The 18,439-nt window shown below is 54.6% G+C and carries 15 protein-coding genes; 4 read left to right on the top strand and 11 right to left on the bottom strand.

The features are described from left to right. Positions 1-47: 47 nt before the first annotated feature. The 5 genes from mutL to AC2FNE_RS10520 form a co-directional block, all read right to left on the bottom strand. Complete coding sequence (gene mutL / locus AC2FNE_RS10540) at positions 48-1,898, bottom strand: DNA mismatch repair endonuclease MutL (protein WP_170603085.1); 1,851 nt, start codon at positions 1,896-1,898, stop codon at positions 48-50. 294 nt (positions 1,899-2,192) lie between these two features. Then, a complete protein-coding gene (locus tag AC2FNE_RS10535; protein WP_170603083.1) occupies positions 2,193-3,122 on the bottom strand; it encodes a metal ABC transporter permease in 930 nt (309 codons plus the stop codon). Further along, the gene (locus AC2FNE_RS10530) at positions 3,119-4,324 is read right to left on the bottom strand and encodes a metal ABC transporter permease (RefSeq protein ID WP_170603081.1); all 1,206 of its coding nucleotides are present in this window, start codon (positions 4,322-4,324) and stop codon (positions 3,119-3,121) included. The genes AC2FNE_RS10535 and AC2FNE_RS10530 overlap by 4 nt, the downstream gene beginning before the upstream one ends. Positions 4,325-4,327: 3 nt before the next feature. After that, complete coding sequence (locus AC2FNE_RS10525) at positions 4,328-5,131, bottom strand: metal ABC transporter ATP-binding protein (protein WP_496805335.1); 804 nt, start codon at positions 5,129-5,131, stop codon at positions 4,328-4,330. A gap of 3 nt (positions 5,132-5,134) precedes the next feature. After that, complete coding sequence (locus AC2FNE_RS10520) at positions 5,135-6,088, bottom strand: metal ABC transporter solute-binding protein, Zn/Mn family (protein ID WP_170603077.1); 954 nt, start codon at positions 6,086-6,088, stop codon at positions 5,135-5,137. Positions 6,089-6,287: 199 nt separating this feature from the next. On the opposite strand from AC2FNE_RS10520, the gene deoC reads away from it, so the two are divergent. The 4 genes from deoC (at position 6,288) to AC2FNE_RS10500 (ending at position 11,297) form a co-directional block, all read left to right on the top strand. After that, positions 6,288-7,286 carry a deoxyribose-phosphate aldolase gene (deoC, locus tag AC2FNE_RS10515; protein WP_496805334.1) on the top strand — a complete coding sequence of 333 codons (999 nt, stop codon included), beginning with the start codon at positions 6,288-6,290 and terminating at the stop codon, positions 7,284-7,286. 11 nt (positions 7,287-7,297) lie between these two features. Continuing rightward, entirely contained in the window at positions 7,298-9,631 is a 2,334-nt protein-coding gene (locus tag AC2FNE_RS10510; protein ID WP_170603073.1) for an aldehyde dehydrogenase family protein, read from the top strand. 25 nt (positions 9,632-9,656) lie between these two features. Then, positions 9,657-10,466, top strand: a complete 810-nt coding sequence (locus AC2FNE_RS10505; protein ID WP_170603071.1) for an SDR family oxidoreductase — start codon at positions 9,657-9,659, stop codon at positions 10,464-10,466. 96 nt (positions 10,467-10,562) lie between these two features. After that, entirely contained in the window at positions 10,563-11,297 is a 735-nt protein-coding gene (locus AC2FNE_RS10500; RefSeq protein ID WP_170603069.1) for a Crp/Fnr family transcriptional regulator, read from the top strand. Positions 11,298-11,302: 5 nt separating this feature from the next. Here AC2FNE_RS10500 and AC2FNE_RS10495 read toward each other — a convergent pair whose 3' ends face one another. The 6 genes from AC2FNE_RS10495 to AC2FNE_RS10470 all read right to left on the bottom strand — a co-directional run bounded on the left by AC2FNE_RS10495 (position 11,303) and on the right by AC2FNE_RS10470 (position 18,418). After that, the gene (locus tag AC2FNE_RS10495) at positions 11,303-12,607 is read right to left on the bottom strand and encodes a M16 family metallopeptidase (protein ID WP_496805333.1); all 1,305 of its coding nucleotides are present in this window, start codon (positions 12,605-12,607) and stop codon (positions 11,303-11,305) included. Beyond that, positions 12,604-13,944, bottom strand: a complete 1,341-nt coding sequence (locus AC2FNE_RS10490) for a M16 family metallopeptidase (protein WP_496805332.1) — start codon at positions 13,942-13,944, stop codon at positions 12,604-12,606. The genes AC2FNE_RS10495 and AC2FNE_RS10490 overlap by 4 nt, the downstream gene beginning before the upstream one ends. Before the next feature lie 80 nt (positions 13,945-14,024). Beyond that, positions 14,025-14,540: a DUF3035 domain-containing protein gene (locus AC2FNE_RS10485; RefSeq protein ID WP_170479452.1), complete on the bottom strand. Its 516-nt coding sequence runs from the start codon at positions 14,538-14,540 to the stop codon at positions 14,025-14,027. Between the two features lie 50 nt (positions 14,541-14,590). After that, the gene (gene lspA / locus AC2FNE_RS10480; protein WP_170479454.1) at positions 14,591-15,067 is read right to left on the bottom strand and encodes a signal peptidase II; all 477 of its coding nucleotides are present in this window, start codon (positions 15,065-15,067) and stop codon (positions 14,591-14,593) included. After that, complete coding sequence (purH, locus tag AC2FNE_RS10475) at positions 15,067-16,656, bottom strand: bifunctional phosphoribosylaminoimidazolecarboxamide formyltransferase/IMP cyclohydrolase (RefSeq protein WP_170603065.1); 1,590 nt, start codon at positions 16,654-16,656, stop codon at positions 15,067-15,069. Before purH ends, lspA begins: the two co-directional genes overlap by 1 nt. A gap of 22 nt (positions 16,657-16,678) precedes the next feature. Then, the gene (locus AC2FNE_RS10470; protein ID WP_496805331.1) at positions 16,679-18,418 is read right to left on the bottom strand and encodes a heparinase II/III family protein; all 1,740 of its coding nucleotides are present in this window, start codon (positions 18,416-18,418) and stop codon (positions 16,679-16,681) included. Positions 18,419-18,439: the final 21 nt, after the last annotated feature.

Genomic DNA, 18,439 nt, shown 5'->3' with positions numbered 1-18,439 from the left:
CTCGTGTGTTCTTGTTTTATTCTTCATAGCCCTACCAGGCATTTAGATCAACTGCGCCCGAACAGCCTCTCGATATCGCTCAGCTTAAGTTCCACATAGGTCGGACGACCATGATTGCATTGGCCCGAGTGCGGCGTCGCCTCCATCTCACGGAGAAGTGCGTTCATTTCTTCGGCCCGCATCCTGCGGCCAGATCTAACAGAACCGTGGCATGCAACCCGGCTAAGGATCGCCTCGATCCGAGCCTGCACCGCTTGACTTTCGCCCTGATCAGCCAGCTCATCCAAGATGTCTAGAACCATCGCACGGGCGTTGACCTCCCCAAGTACGGCTGGTGTCTCACGCACTGCAATCGCCCCGCCGCCAAAAGGCTCAAGCGTCAGACCAAAACGCGCAAGGTCATCGGCAACAGCCAAAAGCCGGGCGCAGTCAACCTCTGACAGCTCAACAATCTCGGGTATCAGCAAGGCCTGCGCGGCAACACCATTTTCGGCCATCTGACGTTTGAGTTTCTCATAAACCAGTCTTTCATGGGCCGCATGTTGATCGACGATCACCATACCGTTGGCTGTCTGCGCTATTATATAATTTTCATGGACTTGCCCGCGCGCTGCACCCAATGGCAAATCCTCTGTGGGTTCATGAACTTCAGGATCGCCTACCGGCTCGACAACTCTTCCACTGTAGTCGCGGGATAATTCAGCGAATCCTGATTCCTGCGCTTGATAAGCAACTTGTCGCGCCGCCGGGAGTGTTCTGTCCATCTGGTAGACCCTAGCCGGATTAGACGGTATTGGTTCCGGCCGCATGGCACCCAGTGTTGCCGTGGCCACCGTCGAAGAAGCGCGATGTCCGGCCTCGGCCAATGCATGGCGCAGGGCCGAGACGATAAGACCGCGCGCAATGCCCGGATCACGAAACCGCACTTCGGATTTTGCCGGGTGCACGTTCACATCCACTAAGGTTGGGTCACATTCAACAAACAACGCTGCAGCAGGATGACGGTCGCGGCTAAGAAAATCGAAATAGGCTGCCCGCAATGCCCCGGTCAGCATCTTGTCTCGCACGGGTCGCCCATTGACGAAAAGATACTGGGCAACTGCAGCACCGCGGGAATAAGTTGGTAGTGCGGCGTAACCATACAACCTGATACCTTCGCGCGTTGCATCAATTCGCAAGGCGTTCTCGGCAAATTCTCCGCCCAGAATGCGCGCAAGGCGGTTGTGCAACGCGTCGAATAGATCACCGTTCTCGCGGTCCACGCGAAATACCGCTCTTCCCGGGCCTCCGCCCGAAACGTCGCGCAAAGTGAACGCAACGGCAGGCTCGGCCATCGCAAGGCGTTTGACAGTATCGGTGATCGCCTGCCCTTCGGCTCGGTCGGTGCGCATAAATTTCAAACGTGCGGGCGTCGCAAAAAACAGGTCACGCAACTCGACCACTGTGCCCGAGCGCAGCGCTGCAGGTTTTATCGCTTCCATACTGCCGCCTGCAACGTGGATCGAGGCCGCCTCTTCTCCTTCGATACGGCTGGTTATTGTCAGGCGGCCAACGGCCCCCAAAGAAGGCAATGCCTCTCCCCGAAAACCAAACGTATGGATGTTCAACAGGTCTGATCCGTCGATCTTTGAAGTAGCGTGCCGGGACAGGGCCAGCGATAAGTCCCTACCCGCGATTCCGCACCCATTGTCCGTGACGCGAATCAGCGTCTTGCCCCCATCGGCGATATCGATGGCAACGCGGTCGGCACCTGCATCCAGAGCGTTTTCTACCAACTCTTTGACTGCCGAAGCAGGACGTTCGACAACTTCGCCTGCTGCAATTCGGTTTATTGCAGTATCGTCAAGCTGTCGTATCACTGGGCGGTTATCGTTGATATTGGGGTTAGTTTGCGCCATACCCCAAGACCTAGCATATCAGAACGCGATTCTGCCACAGGTTTGAGCGGACGATTTTACGAAACAAAGGCGCCAAAACGAAAATGTCCGGCCTTTGTGATCACTTCGACAAGGGGGAAGCGAATGTGATCACAAAAAGCCGGACAATTCAACGTGAGTGGTGGTCATCCTGTTAACAATTTAAATTCATCTATCATGAGATTCGAAATAAATCTTATTAATAATTAGTTATTGTTTGTGTTTGGCGAAGTTCAGCCTAAACCACAGCATTGGATTTGGCGTGAATATGCCGAGCTAATTACTGTTTGGCGCCCCTGATCTAGTTCTGCACGGACCGAAAATTGCGCAGATCATCAAAATCAATCCTGAAACCGTCGCAATCATGCCAGCCGCGCTGACCGCATTAAGACCGCCAAGCCAAAGCGGCCCGTATCCCGCAAGCACATAACCTAAAACTGCTGAAACGGTGGCAAAAAAAACGCTCCAAACGACCTGTGTCTCCAGTCGGTTTGTCATCATCCTCGCCGCAGCAGGTGGGCATATAAACATCGCAATTACGATAATTGACCCAACGGCATCAAATGCCGCGACGGCGGCAATAGCGGCAGCTATAACCAGCGCCAGACCTAATCGCCCGGTTCGAATCCCTATCGTACGGGCGAAACCTTCGTCAAAGGTCGATATCTTGAGCGGGCGCCAAAATATCCATGTGAACAGAGCCACTCCAAGAAGCGTCATAGCGATACGAGGAAGTTCCGGTGGCAACCCCGCTAGCGCCTGAGGGTCCAATACGGATTGCCATCCTGTTGCGTCCAACCAAATCAAACTTTCCAGATTGCCATACAACGCATGTTCGACATCCAAGTGCACGGTTGACGTGTCGGTCTGTTCCAGCAGTAAAACGCCTGCAGCAAACATTGAGGTAAAGACTACACCCATGGCCGCGCCGGGTTCTATCTTGCCCAATCTACGGATCGCTTCAATCATCACAACCGACACAATGGCGGCGCCTGCGGCACCCAACATCATTGGCCATGTCGAAATCGCACCCGTCAACAAAAAGGACACGACGATCCCCGGCAAAACAACATGGCTGATGGCGTCACCAATCAGCGCCTGTTTTCGCAATACCAGAAAATTTCCCGGTAACGCGCAAGCGATTGCCGAAAATGTGCCTATAAGCAAAGGTGTAAGGGAAAGGGTTACGAATTCTTCTCCGTTCATGGCTGTATCCCGTGCGGACCGCCAATTCGAAGGTCAATCTCTTCTATCTGGTCTTTTGTCAGTACTGTTTCTATATCCCTAAGCCCATCATAGAGCGCCGCTGTCGCCTCATGGGTCAGATCGGCACGCACAATTTCCCATCTCTTTTCGTCGCGCAATGCCTTGGCTGCGCGCGCACGTCCGGCATCTGTCGCAACACCGTCTGCCCGGGCCAACCCAGCACGGTGGAGCAATCGCAGCGTTAATGGCTCGTAAATCATTTGCCCTTGTGCCAACGCTAACAACCCTTGTCGGATGTGTATGCGGCGTTGAAATTGCACGTGGCGCAAGACGGCTGCCAATACACCTCTTGCCGGTGCCAATAACAGTGACAGGGCAAAAAACCCAAAGCTGACAAGTACAATGATCGGTCCGGTTGGCAGGTCTGGAGTTGATGCCGATATTGCAGCACCCAAGTATCCGGCAAGACCACCCGCCATTCCGGCCAACAATACGACAAGATCCGAGCGCTCAGACCAGAAACGAGCCGTCACCGGCGGGATAATCAGCAATGCAACGATCAGGATCAGACCAACAATCTTTAGGCCGATTACAGTTACGGCCATGACCAGTCCCATCATCGCCAGATCGGTTCGATTGACCGCAACACCCCGGGCCGCAGCGTATTCAGGGTCAAAGGCGACCATCATCATCGGCCGTCGAATTACAGTAACCAAGATCAGAGTCGCTGCGCCTCCGATCGCGATTATCAGCGCATCCAGTCTGAGCATTCCTGCGGTAGTACCCAAAAGAAAACCCTCTAACCCAGCCTGCCTGCCAACACCCAGTGATTGAATGATAGTTAGAAGAACAATACCGAACCCAAAGAACACCGATAAAACAGCGCCGATTGCTGCGTCTTCGGCCAAACGTGTATTGTGTGTCAGCCAGTTCATGCAAAGCAGGCCTAGCCATGCTGATACTGCGGAACCCGCTAGCAGCCCTATCAGATTGCGACCATCTCCGCCCAATGCGACCAATAGTAAGAATGCAAGACAAACTCCGGGCAAGGTCGCGTGGCTGACCGCGTCGCTTACCAGTGCTCTTTTTCGCAGGAACAAAAATGTCCCAGTTATCCCTGCAGCAACGCCCAATAAAGTCGAACCGATGGCTACCAGCGTGGCGTTATAGCCAAGCTGCAAGGCCAAAGCATCCCAAAGCATGATTTATCCCAGTACGCCCGAAATCTGATCGATCTGGGCTGTTGCCAACCGCCCGCCGTAAGTTGATTGGAGTGTCTCGGCGGTAAAGGCCTCAGCGACCGGCCCCTCTGCGACCTTGCGCGTATTGATCAGAAAAACGTGGTCGAAATACTCAGTGACTGTTGCAAGGTCGTGATGCACGACAACGACTGTCTTTCCAGATGACTTGAGTGACTTGAGCACACCAATGATTGCTTTTTCTGTGGCAGCATCTACTCCGGCAAACGGTTCATCCAGCAAGTACAGATCTGCTTCCTGCGCCAATGCTCGGGCCAAAAACACCCGCTGTTGCTGACCACCAGACAATTGTCCAATCTGGCGATCCCCGAAATCGCGCATGCCGACTCGATGAAGACAGTCCTTCGCATGAGATTTGTGGCGCGCCCGTACGCGGCCCAACAGTCCCAACTCGCGGGAAAGACCCATAAGGACCACATCGATAACACGGGTCGGAAAGTCCCAGTCGACACTGGCGCGTTGAGGCACGTAAGCTATTCTCGAACGTTGCTGGTCAAGTGGCCGCCCGTAAACAGTTACCAGCCCGGACAACGGCTTAACAATTCCCAGCGCTGCCTTTAAAAGGGTCGACTTACCCGCTCCGTTTGGTCCAATAATGGCAGTCATCGCACCCGGTTGTACGGTCATGTCCACTGAGAACACCGCAGGTTTCTGCCCATAGGAAACGGTTAGACCCCTTACGGCCAGCGGACTGTCACCGGGGCCGCGGTCTTCAACGGTAATTCCCTGACTGCTAACCAAGTCTAACATCGATCAGAACCCCGCTGACAGCTTGTTATTCATACCGCCCGTCGGCACATCACCACCAAGTGCGCTTGCGATAACTGTGATGTTGTGATCCAGCATGCCGATATACGTTCCTTCGTACGTGCCGGCCTCTCCCATCGCATCCGAGAATAATTCACCACCGATTGCAACCGCATGTCCCTTTGCTGAAGCACCTTCGATCAATGCCCGCATAGAACGGTCAGACACCGAACTTTCGACAAACACGGCTGAGATCTTGCGATCAACTAAAAGATCAACCAGTTCTCCAATCCTGTTAAGCCCCGCTTCTGACTGGGTCGAAATGCCCTGAATACCCAAAACCTCGAAACCAAAGCTGTCGCCGAAATAGCCAAAGGCGTCATGAGCGGTGACCAACACCTTACTGTTATCAGGGACACTACCCAGGGTATCCTGCGCATATTTCGTCAACCGGTCGAGTTCGGCCAAATGGAGCTGGGCATTTGACGCAAAAGATTCCGCGGCCTCGGGTCGGGCCAATGTCAGCGCAGCCTGAACCTCTAAAACTACATCCCGCCACAAGTCCGGCGTCATCCACACATGTGGATCGAATTTGTCGGCATAGTCATCATGCGCCCGCAGTTTCGAAGGGTCGACACCTTCTGCCACAGCAACCACAGTCCGTTTGCGTCCGAGGTCGTGAAAAAAGTCTTCCATCTGTGCCTCCAGATAAAGACCGTTCCACAAGATGAGATCGGCGCGCGTCATTGCGACGATATCGCTGCGAGTCTGGCGATAGGCATGAGGATCCACGCCAGGGCCCATCAATCCCCTGACCTCAATTTGCTCCCCACCGACCTGGCGCGCAGCATCAGCAATCATCCCAGTCGTAGCGACCACCTTCAAAGGCGGTTGCGCCCAAACCGCAAACGGCAGGGCAGCGGTAAATGCTAATGCGGCGACAAAACTGCGGCGAATCATCTGTGATCCTATTCTGGTGTTCTCTAGAGGCTAGAATATGCGAACCATTCGCAACTAAGTCAATGCTATTGAGAATTATTCGCAAGAAAGAAGAGGATTTTTTCCAATTGGTCAAAATATCGCCATCTATCCTGCCGGTGGCCTTCCATTTAAGCCAAACCCATGCGATTTTGGCTCAAACCTCCCATAGGACGTGAAGATGGATACGCAGAGCTCAGAAAGCCCAGTGCGCACGGCGCATCTGCCGCAGGTAACGGAACCCAGAAACCCCGGCACCGAACTTGATTTGGATTGGGTACGCGCCGTTCAGGCCAACACCTCGGCGATTGAGCGGCGTGCTGCAACTTTGCCTGGTCGCCGCTCGGTCAAGAAAGAGCATCAAGCCGCTTGGCTGCTAAAGGCGGTCACAATGATCGACCTGACCACCCTATCAGGCGATGATACCGTGGGCCGTGTTCGCCGGTTGTGTGCAAAAGCGCGACAGCCAGTGGCAACTTCGATTTTGAACGCTTTAGATATGCCACCTATCACAACAGGTGCGGTTTGTGTCTATCACGACATGATAGAGACGGCCGTTGATGCGCTCAAAGGGACTGGCATTCCGGTTGCTGCCGTTTCAACCGGGTTTCCAGCGGGGCTTTCGCCGTTCCACCTGCGCGTGGCTGAGATCGAAGAAAGCGTAAAAGCCGGAGCTGAAGAGATCGACATTGTCATCTCACGCCGCCATGTGCTGTCGGGCAATTGGCAGGCTTTGTACGATGAAATGAAAGCATTCCGCGCAGCCTGCGGCGATGCCCACGTAAAAGCAATCTTAGCGACGGGAGAGTTGGGCAGCTTGCGAAACGTCGCCCGTGCCTCAGTGGTGTGCATCATGGCTGGAGCCGATTTCATCAAGACCTCGACCGGAAAGGAAAGCGTCAACGCGACGCTGCCTGTCTCGCTGGTGATGATAAGGGCGATCCGGGACTTCTATGACCGCACCGGATATCGTGTCGGATACAAACCTGCAGGAGGAATTTCCAAAGCTAAAGACGCGCTGGTTTACTTGTCGCTGATTAAAGATGAGTTGGGTGACCGTTGGCTTGAGCCTGATTTATTCCGCTTTGGCGCGTCTTCGCTGTTGGGGGACATCGAGCGACAGTTGGAACACTACGTCACCGGGGCTTACTCGGCTGGCTACAGGCATTCGATGGGCTGAGGGCAAGAACAATGACAGTCAAAGAAATCTTCGAAACGATGGACTACGGCCCTGCCCCTGAAAGCGCTGCTGAGGCGCTTGCTTGGTTAGTCGATCAAGGTGGCAAGTTTGGTCACTATATTGATGGCGCGTTTACTAAACCCGGTAATGGATTTGAAAGCCGCAACCCTGCGACCGGAGAAGTGCTTGCCAAGTTGACACAGGCGAAACAGACGGACGTGAACGCGGCAGTTGCTGCCGCCCGCAAAGCTCAACCAAAATGGGAGAAGCTAGGCGGCGCGGGCCGAGCACGTTATCTCTATGCCATCGCCCGTCTATTGCAGAAACACTCACGTCTGTTTTCTGTACTTGAGAGTATGGATAACGGCAAACCCATCCGTGAATCCCGAGACATCGATATACCGTTGGTGCAACGCCATTTCTATTACCACGCAGGTATGGCACAGCTCATGGAGAGCGAGTTGCCTGAGGCAAGGGCGCTGGGAGTTTGCGGTCAGATCATCCCTTGGAACTTCCCTTTGCTGATGCTCGCCTGGAAAGTTGCTCCGGCGATTGCAATGGGGAACACGGTGGTTCTGAAACCAGCCGAGTATACCTCGCTGACCGCACTATTGTTTGCGGATATCTGCACACAGGCCGGCCTCCCGAAGGGCGTTGTGAACATTGTGACCGGCGACGGCGCGGTGGGTGAGATGATCGTCGCCTCGGACGTAGACAAAATCGCCTTTACTGGCTCGACGGTTGTTGGACGGCGTATACGTGAAGCGACCGCAGGTTCGGGCAAAGAGCTAACATTAGAGTTGGGTGGCAAGTCCGCCTACATCGTCTTCGACGACGCCGATCTCGACTCAGCCATCGAAGGATTGGTCGATGCGATCTGGTTCAATCAGGGTCAGGTCTGCTGTGCGGGTTCTCGTCTATTGGTGCAAGAAGGCATTTCAGACCGCTTCCACGAGAAACTGCGCGCCCGCATGGATAAACTGCGTGTCGGCAACCCGCTGGACAAATGCATCGACGTCGGCGCGGTCGTGGACCCGGTGCAGTTACAAACCATCAAAGCCATGGTGGATCGCAACACGGCCGGTCACGTTCATCATGCGGCTTGCGAGCTGCCCGAGAATGGTTGCTACTACCCGCCAACGCTGATCTCGGGGCTGGAGACCTCGGACCCGTTGATGCAAGAGGAAATATTTGGACCGGTGCTGGTTTCATCAACTTTCCGTACCCCGGCTGAGGCCGTAGAATTGGCCAACAACACCCGTTATGGGCTGGCTGCAACAGTTTGGACCGAGAACGTGAACCTCGCCTTGGATATCGCCCCCAAGCTTGTTGCTGGTGTGGTCTGGGTAAACGCGACGAACCTGTTTGATGCAGCGGCCGGGTTTGGTGGGGTTCGTGAAAGTGGGTTTGGTCGTGAGGGAGGCTGGGAAGGCTTGACGGCCTACACGAAGCCGAAGGGCAAGGCTAAACCATTGACAAAAATCGAAGCCATTCTTGGCGAAGGCGCTCCTGTTGACCCAATTGACCGCACCGCAAAAATGTATGTCGGCGGTAAGCAAGCTCGGCCAGATGGCGGCTACTCTAAACCGGTCTGGGGCAAGTCCGGCTTGCTGGGCCACGTGGGCCTTGCCAACCGCAAAGACGTGCGCAACGCGGTCGAGGCCGCGTCAGGTGCCAAAGGCTGGTCGAAAACCACTGGCCACCTGCGCGCGCAAATCTTGTATTATATCGGCGAAAACCTCTCGGCCCGCGCTGATGAATTCGCTGCCCGCATCGATTCAATGACCGGCAAAAAAGACGGTGCAAAAGAGGTTGAGGCCTCGATTCAGCGCTTGTTCACGGCCGCTGCTTGGGCGGACAAGTATGACGGTCAGGTGCATGGCGTCCCGATCCGTGGTGTGGCCATTGCCATGAAAGAACCTGTGGGCGTAATTGGCACACTTTGCGCCGACGAGACACCTCTTTTGGGGTTGGTTTCAGCCATGGCACCGGCGATTGCGATGGGCAACCGGATTGTTCTGGTTGCCTCTGAACCTTACCCACTGGCTGCGACCGACTTCTACCAAATTTTAGAGACTTCAGATGTTCCCGCAGGCGTCGTCAACATCCTAACCGGGAGCCATACCGAATTGGCAATGCCGCTGGCCTCGCATCTGAATGTTGACGCCGTCTGGAGTTTCTCGTCATCAGACTTGTCGAAAGAGATCGAAGTCGTTTCGGCCGGAAACTTGAAACGGACCTGGGTCAACAACGCGACGACATTTGACTGGAGCGTGGACCAATCCCGCCGGTTCTTGCAGGCTGCAACTGAAATCAAGAACGTCTGGGTGCCCTACGGAGAGTAGGGTTCTCGCATTCCGGGAGGCCTATATGAACTTTGCAGGAAAATCAGTTGTCGTCGTTGGCGGTACCAGCGGTATCAATCGAGGCATAGCGGAGGCGTTTGCCGCCGCTGGAGCCAAGGTCGCGGTGGCAAGCAGATCGCAGGAAAAAGTCGATGACACTGTTGCAGCCCTAAGGGTTGCAGGCGCTGAAGAGGCGATCGGTGAGGTTTTTGACGTCCGCGACCACGAGGCAGTTGCCAGCGCCCTAAAGCGGTTTCACCAAGATTTCGGAGAATTTGATGTACTCGTCTCGGGTGCGGCAGGCAATTTTCCTGCATTGGCGGCGGAAATGTCGGTCAATGCGTTCAAGGCTGTGATTGACATCGACTTGATGGGAACGATCCATGTGATGAAAGGTGCTTATCCCTATTTGAAACGCCCCGGTGCAAGCATCATCAACATTTCAGCCCCGCAATCCTATTTACCATATGAGGGTCAGGCTCATGTCTGTGCAGCCAAAGCCGGTGTGGACCAGATCACGCGCACTCTATCGATGGAATGGGGCATGGAAGGTATCCGCGTGAACTCGGTTGTGCCCGGATTTATCGAAGACACCGAGGGCGCCAGACGTTTGGCACCCACGCCGCAAGCCGGAGAACAACTGCGCAAAGATGTGCCGTTGGGTCGTTGGGGGACGACCAAAGACGTAGCAGACGCATGCCTGTTTCTCAGCTCGGATATGGCCAGCTATGTAAGCGGCACGGTTCTTGCAGTTGACGGAGCATTGTATCAGCGCGGGTCTGGCAAGTTTGGTCAAATGATGGGTGATATGCTGCGGGCGCAGGTTAAAGCCTAGTCAAAATCACCGATAACATGTGAACTTGTTCATATACATGACCACATGCTGCGTTCAACTTGTCACTCAATTGATGTGAGGCAGGCTGGAAACAACATGCTGAGTTTTCCCTTAGAATTCCCCGCGTTGATGCAGCTGATTACCGCAATTGGCGTATTCGGCGCTGGGCTGTATATCTTGAATTACTTTCTGCTGCAGATTGGCGTTATCAGGGGCACCGGAATTGCCTATCCCTTGATGGTTATCGTCGCGGCGGGTTGTGTGTTGGTTAGCATGTCCGAAGATTTCAATCTGGCCGGCGTTATTATTCAAATCACTTATATCGCGATTTCAGTAATGGGACTGCTCCGCGGATTTATCGCATATCACTTTGTCAGGTTTTCCGAACCGGAAAAGCGGTTTATCTCGCAATACCTGGATACCATCAAACCCCATCAGGCACGACGCCTTCTGAACACTTCCAAAGTAATGAAATTCGAACCCGGCGACGTCCTGATCGAAGAAGGGCACACTTCGGATTTCTTGGGTTTTTTACTCAGCGGCCGAACTACTATTCTAAAAGGCGGCAAAGTCATAAACGTATGCAGTGCTGACGAAATTTTGGGGGAATTAACGTTTGGTCTTGGACTTCCGGCTACAGCAACGGTTCTTGCTACCCAACCGACCACTTGTCTGGTTTTTGACGGTCCCCGCCTGATCCGATTGCTGCGGCGAAACAGTCAACTAGACGCAGCCTTGAAGGCGGCACATTTCCGGCACGCGCGGCAAAAACTGCTCAACAGCAACGTACACACGGTAGCAGCGCAAAACCGGGCCGCCGCCGCGGCCTGACCGATTTAACCCTCTAGACCTTCGGGTTTACCCACAATAGTGAAATGCAAACCATCAGGGTCGAGCAACTCAGATGCAACGCGGTTCACATCTTCAAGCGTCACTGCGTTAACTTTGTCGTTGCGGGTGGATATATAATCGATCGGCAAATCTTCCATTTGCATGCCAACCATAATCCCCGCAATCTGGCCATTACCATCAAACCGAAGCGGATAGGCACCAGTCAGATACGTCTTGGCATCTTCCAGCTCTTTCTGGGTGACACCTTCGGCCGCTGCTCTAGCCCACTCAGCACGGATCACATCAACTGCCTCTGCTATGCGATCATTCGCTGATGAGACCGAACCCAAATAAACTGACGCTAAGTCCTTGGGCACCAGATAAGTCGCAATTCCATAGGTCAGCCCACGTTTTTCGCGTACTTCTTGCATCAGACGGCTTTCGAACCCGCCACCGCCCAAAATGTGATTCAGTATAAAGGCTGGAAAGAAATCCGGATCATCGCGGTCGATACCTTTTTGGCCAAATAGAGCCACGGATTGTGGCGTGTCAAAGTCCACCACGCTGACGCCGCCAGCGATTGTCACTTCGGCTTTTGCAGGGATCGGCTTCCCTTCGGCGGGCAGGTCAGCCAGCAAATTGTCCAATAAGGCACCTAGTTCTTCGGCAGTGATGTCTCCAACAGCTCCGACGTACAGACGATCCCTTGCAAAAACGCCTTCGTAGGCTGCGATCACATCTTCTCGTGTCAGGACCGACACGCTCTCGATCGATCCTTTGCCTTCAGTGCCGTATGGGTGATCACCATATGCCATCTTCGCAAAGTTGAGACCGGCAATGTCGTTAGGATCAGTCTGGTCGGATTTCAGCCCCGACAAAACCTGGGCGCGAACCCGCTCCACAGCATCGGGATCGAAACGCGGCTCGTGAATCGTTGTATGCAACAGATCAATTACCTCATCTCGGTTCTCAGTCAGAAACTGAGCTGAGATAGACACAGTGTCGTCCGTGGCATTGTACTGAAACGAAGCGGCCAGAGATTCAAGCTCGCGCGCGTATGTTCGCGCGTCCATGTCGCCAGCACCTTCCTCGATCAAACCGCTCATCAGATACACAGCTCCACGCTTATCCGGTTCATCCAGCGATGTTCCGCCACGAAACCGCAATTCGAGCGCCGTGAAAGGTATTGAATGATCCTCGACCAACCAAGCCTTGATCCCACTTGGCGAAGTGACTTCTTTTATTTCGATCTCTGCTAACGCAGGCAGGGCAATCAGGCATGAGACCAAAACCGCTATTAAGCGTTTCATTGCGTCACCTCATCATCGCGCATCAGCCATCCGGTTACCGAAGATTCACGTTGCAGCACATCGCGTGCAGCGGCGATGATTTCCTCGCCTGTTACTGCCTGCAGAATATCGGGCCATGCTTGCACATCTTCGACCGTCAACCCGCTAGTAAGCGCACGCCCGTACCGATTGCCAATCCCGTCTACGTTATCGCGCGCGTAGGTTTGTGCGGCCCGCAGCTGCATCTTGATCCGCTCTAAGTCAACTGGGTTCACACCTTCGGTAATGAAATCTGCGACGACTTGATCCATCGCGTCTTCGGCCTCCTGCAAAGAGACCCCTTCGGCAGGAACAACGATCAGGTCGAACGTCGTATTATCCAGAGAAACGCCTCGATAAAAAGCGCCTGCGTAAACCACCATCTGCTGCTCGAACTGCAACTTTTCGTTCAGGAAAGATGTAGTGCTGCCACCCAATAGCTCAGCCAGCAGGAACAATGCAGCCGCTTCTTCCTGCTCACCCGGATTGCGTTCGGGGGCCAGATAACTGCGCTGTACATAGGGTTGTGCAACCCTGGGATCCTTGTACGTCAGACGACGCTCGGCTGTTTGCGGCGGCTCTTGCGAACGAATGCGCTCTGGCAGGTTCGGATTAGCTGGTATCAAACCATAGTGTTTTTCTGCGAGCGCCTTTACCTCATCTGGCTCGACATCGCCGGTAACAACCAAAATGGCATTGTTGGGTGCATAATGTGTTTCGTAAAACGACAATGCATCATCCATGTCCAGCGTCTCCATCTCATGTCGCCAGCCGATGATCGGCACACCGTAGCGATGGTTGAGGTACTGCGCCGCGCTCATCTGCTCGCCAAACAAGGCGCGTGGGTTATTTTCCGTCCTTTGGTTACGCTCTTCAAGAATGACATCCCGTTCTGTGGCGATGTCATTTTCGGTCAGTTGGATGTTGCGCATCCGATCCGCTTCCATCTGCATCATCAGTTCGAGCCTGTCCGATGCAACACGCTGGAAATACGCAGTGTAGTCGTAGGAGGTAAATGCGTTGTCATTACCGCCATTGGCCGCGACAGTTGCCGAGAACTCACCCGCCGCCAAGTCATCCGTGGCTTTGAACAAAAGATGTTCAAGAAAATGCGCTACGCCAGAAGAGCCAACAGGTTCGTCCGCGGAACCGGCACGATACCAGACCATATGCTGTACGACAGGGGCGCGGTGGTCTTCTATCACAACTATATCCATGCCGTTATCCAGCGTGAATGTCGTGACCGCCTCATGTCCTTCGCCGGCTGCCAGAGGGGTTGCGACCATCAGGGCCGCTGACAATGCAAGGGCCCTTAGCATGGGGCATCCTCCGTTTCGTTTCAGGTCACAAACTACGGTGGTGCGGTCCAGGTTCAAGGGTGATGACGAAAAGTTAAGAATTATTCATCCGGTGGGGACGAAGGCGTCTCAATACCGCGTTGCCTTGCCGCTCGGGTCTGTGCATGGGGATCGATCGCTTGCCGTTCGTAAACTTGCGCGTAGCGATCGACCGGGAACAGCCGCAGTCCCGTCCAGCGTCCACGGCGCTTGCGGAATTCGTCATCTTCCTGCCTAACCAGCTGTCTTGTGTTTGCCGGAACGCCATATCTGCTTGACGCCGTTACCAGTGCGGCGTCCCCTGCCGGTATCGCCGCATTCGGGTTCAGTGCCGACTCGCTACCACCCAATGCAACAACGGCATCGGCCTTTGGCGTCGGATCAGTCAAATTTGCGCCGCCAGGGGTAGGGGCAGGAAGAAAAGCGTAATCCTGAGGTTGGGTCAACGGCTTGACCGGCAGCACAGAAAACTCATCAGGACCCGGACCCGGTGGTTGCAGGTCCCGCAAGCCAGATTTGGAGCACGCCGCCACCGCAGCAGCGAGCGTCAAAACAATAATGGCGTGCGGCGTCCGCATTCGTTTCTCCAGCAAGTTTCAGGAGCTTTTATCGCATAATATCGAACAGGTCACGAGGGCTTTTTCGCGTCAAACAGGACAAGTCCCAAAGCGCCTGCAAAAACGAACACATCGGCCAGATTGAAAACAAAAGGGTTATCAATTCCGCAGCAGGACATGTTCAGAAAGTCCAGTACATAGCCGTAGATCATACGGTCGAGGACATTTCCCAATGCTCCACCAATCAAGATGCCGCCACAAAGCAACATGAGGCTTGAGGGCGACGAGCGGCGAAGCCACACAAAAACACCAATACAAATGGCTAATGAAACACCAATCAGTGCCCAACGCGCCGCTTCGCTGTTTCCCTGAAACAGGCCGAAATTGATGCCTCGATTCTCTCCGTATCGAAACACTAGCAGCGGCGGCAGCACATCTATACCACCGGGCTGATCGGCCACGCGCATCATGTGAACAACCACATACTTGCTGATCTGATCGATCAGAAATGTGGCCAGACCAGCCCAGATAAGAACTCTATACCGCATCAGTGCCGGAAATGCCGCATGCCAGTAAAAACCATTGCAAGCCCAGCCTCGTCTGCCGCCGCAATCACTTCGTCATCGCGCATCGAACCGCCTGGCTGGATAACGCAAGTTGCACCTGCTTGAGCGGCTTCCATTAGACCGTCGGGGAAGGGGAAGAATGCGTCAGATGCCACAGCCGAGCCGATGGTCAACGGTTGCGACAGACCCAAGGTATCTGCCATGCGCTCAGCCTTTTTAGCAGCTATAAGGGCCGAGTCGACTCGACTCATCTGGCCAGCGCCCACGCCGACGGTTGCGCCATCTTTGACATAAACGATTGCGTTGGACTTGACGTGTTTAGCAACTTTCCATGCAAACAGCAGGTCTCGCATTTGCTCTTCGGTCGGCTCATTCTTGGTAACGACCCTGAGGTCGTCCATGCCGACAAAACCGTTATCCTTGTCTTGGACCAGCAAACCACCTGCGACCTGACGCACGGTTTTTGCGGCTGCGGTCACGTCCGGAAGGCCTTCGGTCGTCAACAGACGCAGGTTCTTCTTGGCCGCAAAGATCGCTTTGGCTTCATCCGAAGCACCGGGGGCGATCACGACTTCGGTGAAAATCCCGGTGATTTCCTGTGCGGTTTCGGCGTCGAGCGGTTGGTTCAGTGCCACGATCCCGCCAAAGGCCGAGGTCCGGTCGCAGTCGAAGGCTGCTTTGTAAGCCTCTAACAAGGTGGCGCCTTTGGCCACGCCACACGGATTGGCATGTTTGATAATCGCACAGGCTGCCTCTTCAGCCGGGTCGAATTCTGCCACCAACTCAAAAGCGGAATCTGTATCATTTATATTGTTATAGCTCAGCTCTTTTCCCTGATGCTGAACAGCAGTGGCTACTCCGGGGCGGTTGGTACCATCCGTGTAAAAGGCCGCCTGTTGGTGACTGTTTTCGCCATAGCGCAAGGTTTGTTTCAACTTGCCAACAAAAGCACGGCGATTGGGCGCATCCAGCTGCAAGGCGTCGGCCATCCAGTTTGAAACTGCTGTGTCATACGCTGCAGTGCGAGCATATGCTTTCTGGGCCAACCATTGGCGGAAACCCAGCGACGTTTTTCCGTAGTTTTCTTCTAATTGATCGAGCAGCGACGAATAATCTTCAACGTCCACCACAACATTGACAAATGCATGGTTTTTGGACGCGGCACGGATCATCGCAGGACCTCCGATATCGATATTCTCGATGCACTCGTCGTAGTCCGCACCTTTTGCCACCGTTTCCTCGAACGGATAGAGGTTCACGACTAGCAGATCGATTGCGCCGATGCTGTGTTCTTCCATGGCTGCGACATGAGTCTCATTGTCGCGAAGTGCCAAAAGTCCGCCATGAACCATAGGATGCAGAGTTTTGACCCGGCCATCCATCATCTCGGGGAAGCCTGTTATCTCGCTTACGTCTTTCACCGCAAGTCCAGCTTCACGCAGCGCATTGGCCGTGCCGCCGGTCGATAGCAATTCTACCCCACGTTCAGCCAGCGCCTTGCCCAGCTCGATCAGCCCGGTTTTATCGGAAACGGAAAGCAACGCGCGGCGCACGGGGTGAAGATCGGTCATGGGTCCAAAGGTCCTTTTGGCGTCAGTCAAACTCGGGCTCGTCCCGGTGCAGGTCGCGTACGGCATAGGCTGTATCCTGGGCCTTGCTCAGCGTCCACCGGATGCGCGTCGCATACTCCATTGCGCGGCCGGATAGAACGATCTGTTTTGTCGCGCGGGGCTTTAAACGACCTTTTTCAAGATAAACGCTTGGTTCAAAAGACAATTTCCCTATGCGGTCATGACGAAAAACCCAAATCTCTCCACTTTTGAGCGCCATAGACACCGCCGCGCCCCCCAGATCCAGCGCAGCATCAACATCAGGATGAAGGTGAAATCTTATGTCGAAAGTAATTCCCTTCAGGCCGGACGCATCCAAGGCCTTATCGAACTGGCGTTTTGCCTTGTCCGTTGCGGTTAGCAGAATATCCTCACCTGTTAGTTCCCGGCCGTCAAATCGCAGCTCAAAAGTGCGCGCATGGGTCAGTCCGAACACTTTAGCATAGCCATCATGTCCCACCATAAACCGATAGCCTTCAAACGCATCTTCAGTATCAATTGGCACGCTACGAGGGCCATCAATTAGGGCTTCATTCATTGTTCCGCGGGCTGGTGCGGCTAGCCGGGCACTAGAATACCCATCCAAGCTTAGCGTCGAATGCGATGGCGTTGCCCGACCGGCGCGCCTCCATTCCGGGCCGAAACTACTGCCGGATCCGCAATTCACAATCAAAGGCCGACGGCCCGACGTCAGCTCGAAAGCAAGTGTCGACGCATGGGCATTGTACGATGCGGCACCAGTAGGCGGCGTGCTTGCATCAACGATAACCGTGGTTCTGGCAGCGTTCATTCGGGCGAACCCCATGGACAGACCGGAACTCGGTTTAGGCTTCACGCCACTTTGAGCCAGCGCCTGATCTAGTCGCCCGTCTATCCCGCGTCCACCTCCGTGAAAACGCGCCAAACCGCCATCCGCGTGACGCAGGTTACGCAAGGTTGGAGCGATACGCTTTATTGCATCCGTCTGAGCGGCCGGAGTGCCCCGGCCAACTTCGCTAAGTGCTGCGGATGTCCACGACAATAACGTGAAAACCTCCAACAGCTCCTCCGGGTTGCGGGTGGCGATTCCGCCTTGAGCATCTACTTGCCTGTCACATTCACGTGCAAGGGCGCGCAAAGCGGGATCGGCAATTTGTTCCAGTCCATCCAAAGCGAGACCGGCCTGAACCAGACCGGCCAGGGCCTCAAATCTAGGCAGGCCCGGCGTTGCTGCAGACCAACGCTTTGACAAAAACCATGTCTGTTGCGTCAGCGAGCGGAAAAATAACTTACTTTGCGCCTCGTCCATGCCACGCAAAAGGAACATACCGTGGTAAATCCAGCGAAGCACGCGCCGCCCGGTCAGGTCTGGCGCCCAACCGTAACCATGGCCGTTTCCATGTGATTCGATCCACCCCCAAACCCAACGCTGCGCCTTGTCCCGGGCTCGCATATCGCCAACGGCAGCCAAATCATCCAACCAGGAAAAACCATGCCGTTCGTCATCAAACGCCGCGCTTGGTGCGGGGACGTTCCACAAATCTGTATCTTCGGCCTCGACCAGATAGCCGGCGAAAAGAAGGTTTCCGGCAATAAGTTGTCGACCACGCGCAAAGGACCCGACGGTACGAGGTTCTGGTTGCCCAACAAACCCGGAAACAGCTCTACGCCTCTGGCTCAGCCGTGCGTAAAGACGGTTCTGAAACCGCGTCCATCGGTTTGCCATGGTGTCCGACTTTGACATGCCGCTCGTTACTCTGCCCCT

The sequence above is a fragment of the Ruegeria sp. YKSD179 genome, assembly GCF_059612885.1.
Note: the sequence above shows the minus strand (reverse complement) of the source record. Positions and strands in the feature narration are given on the sequence as shown.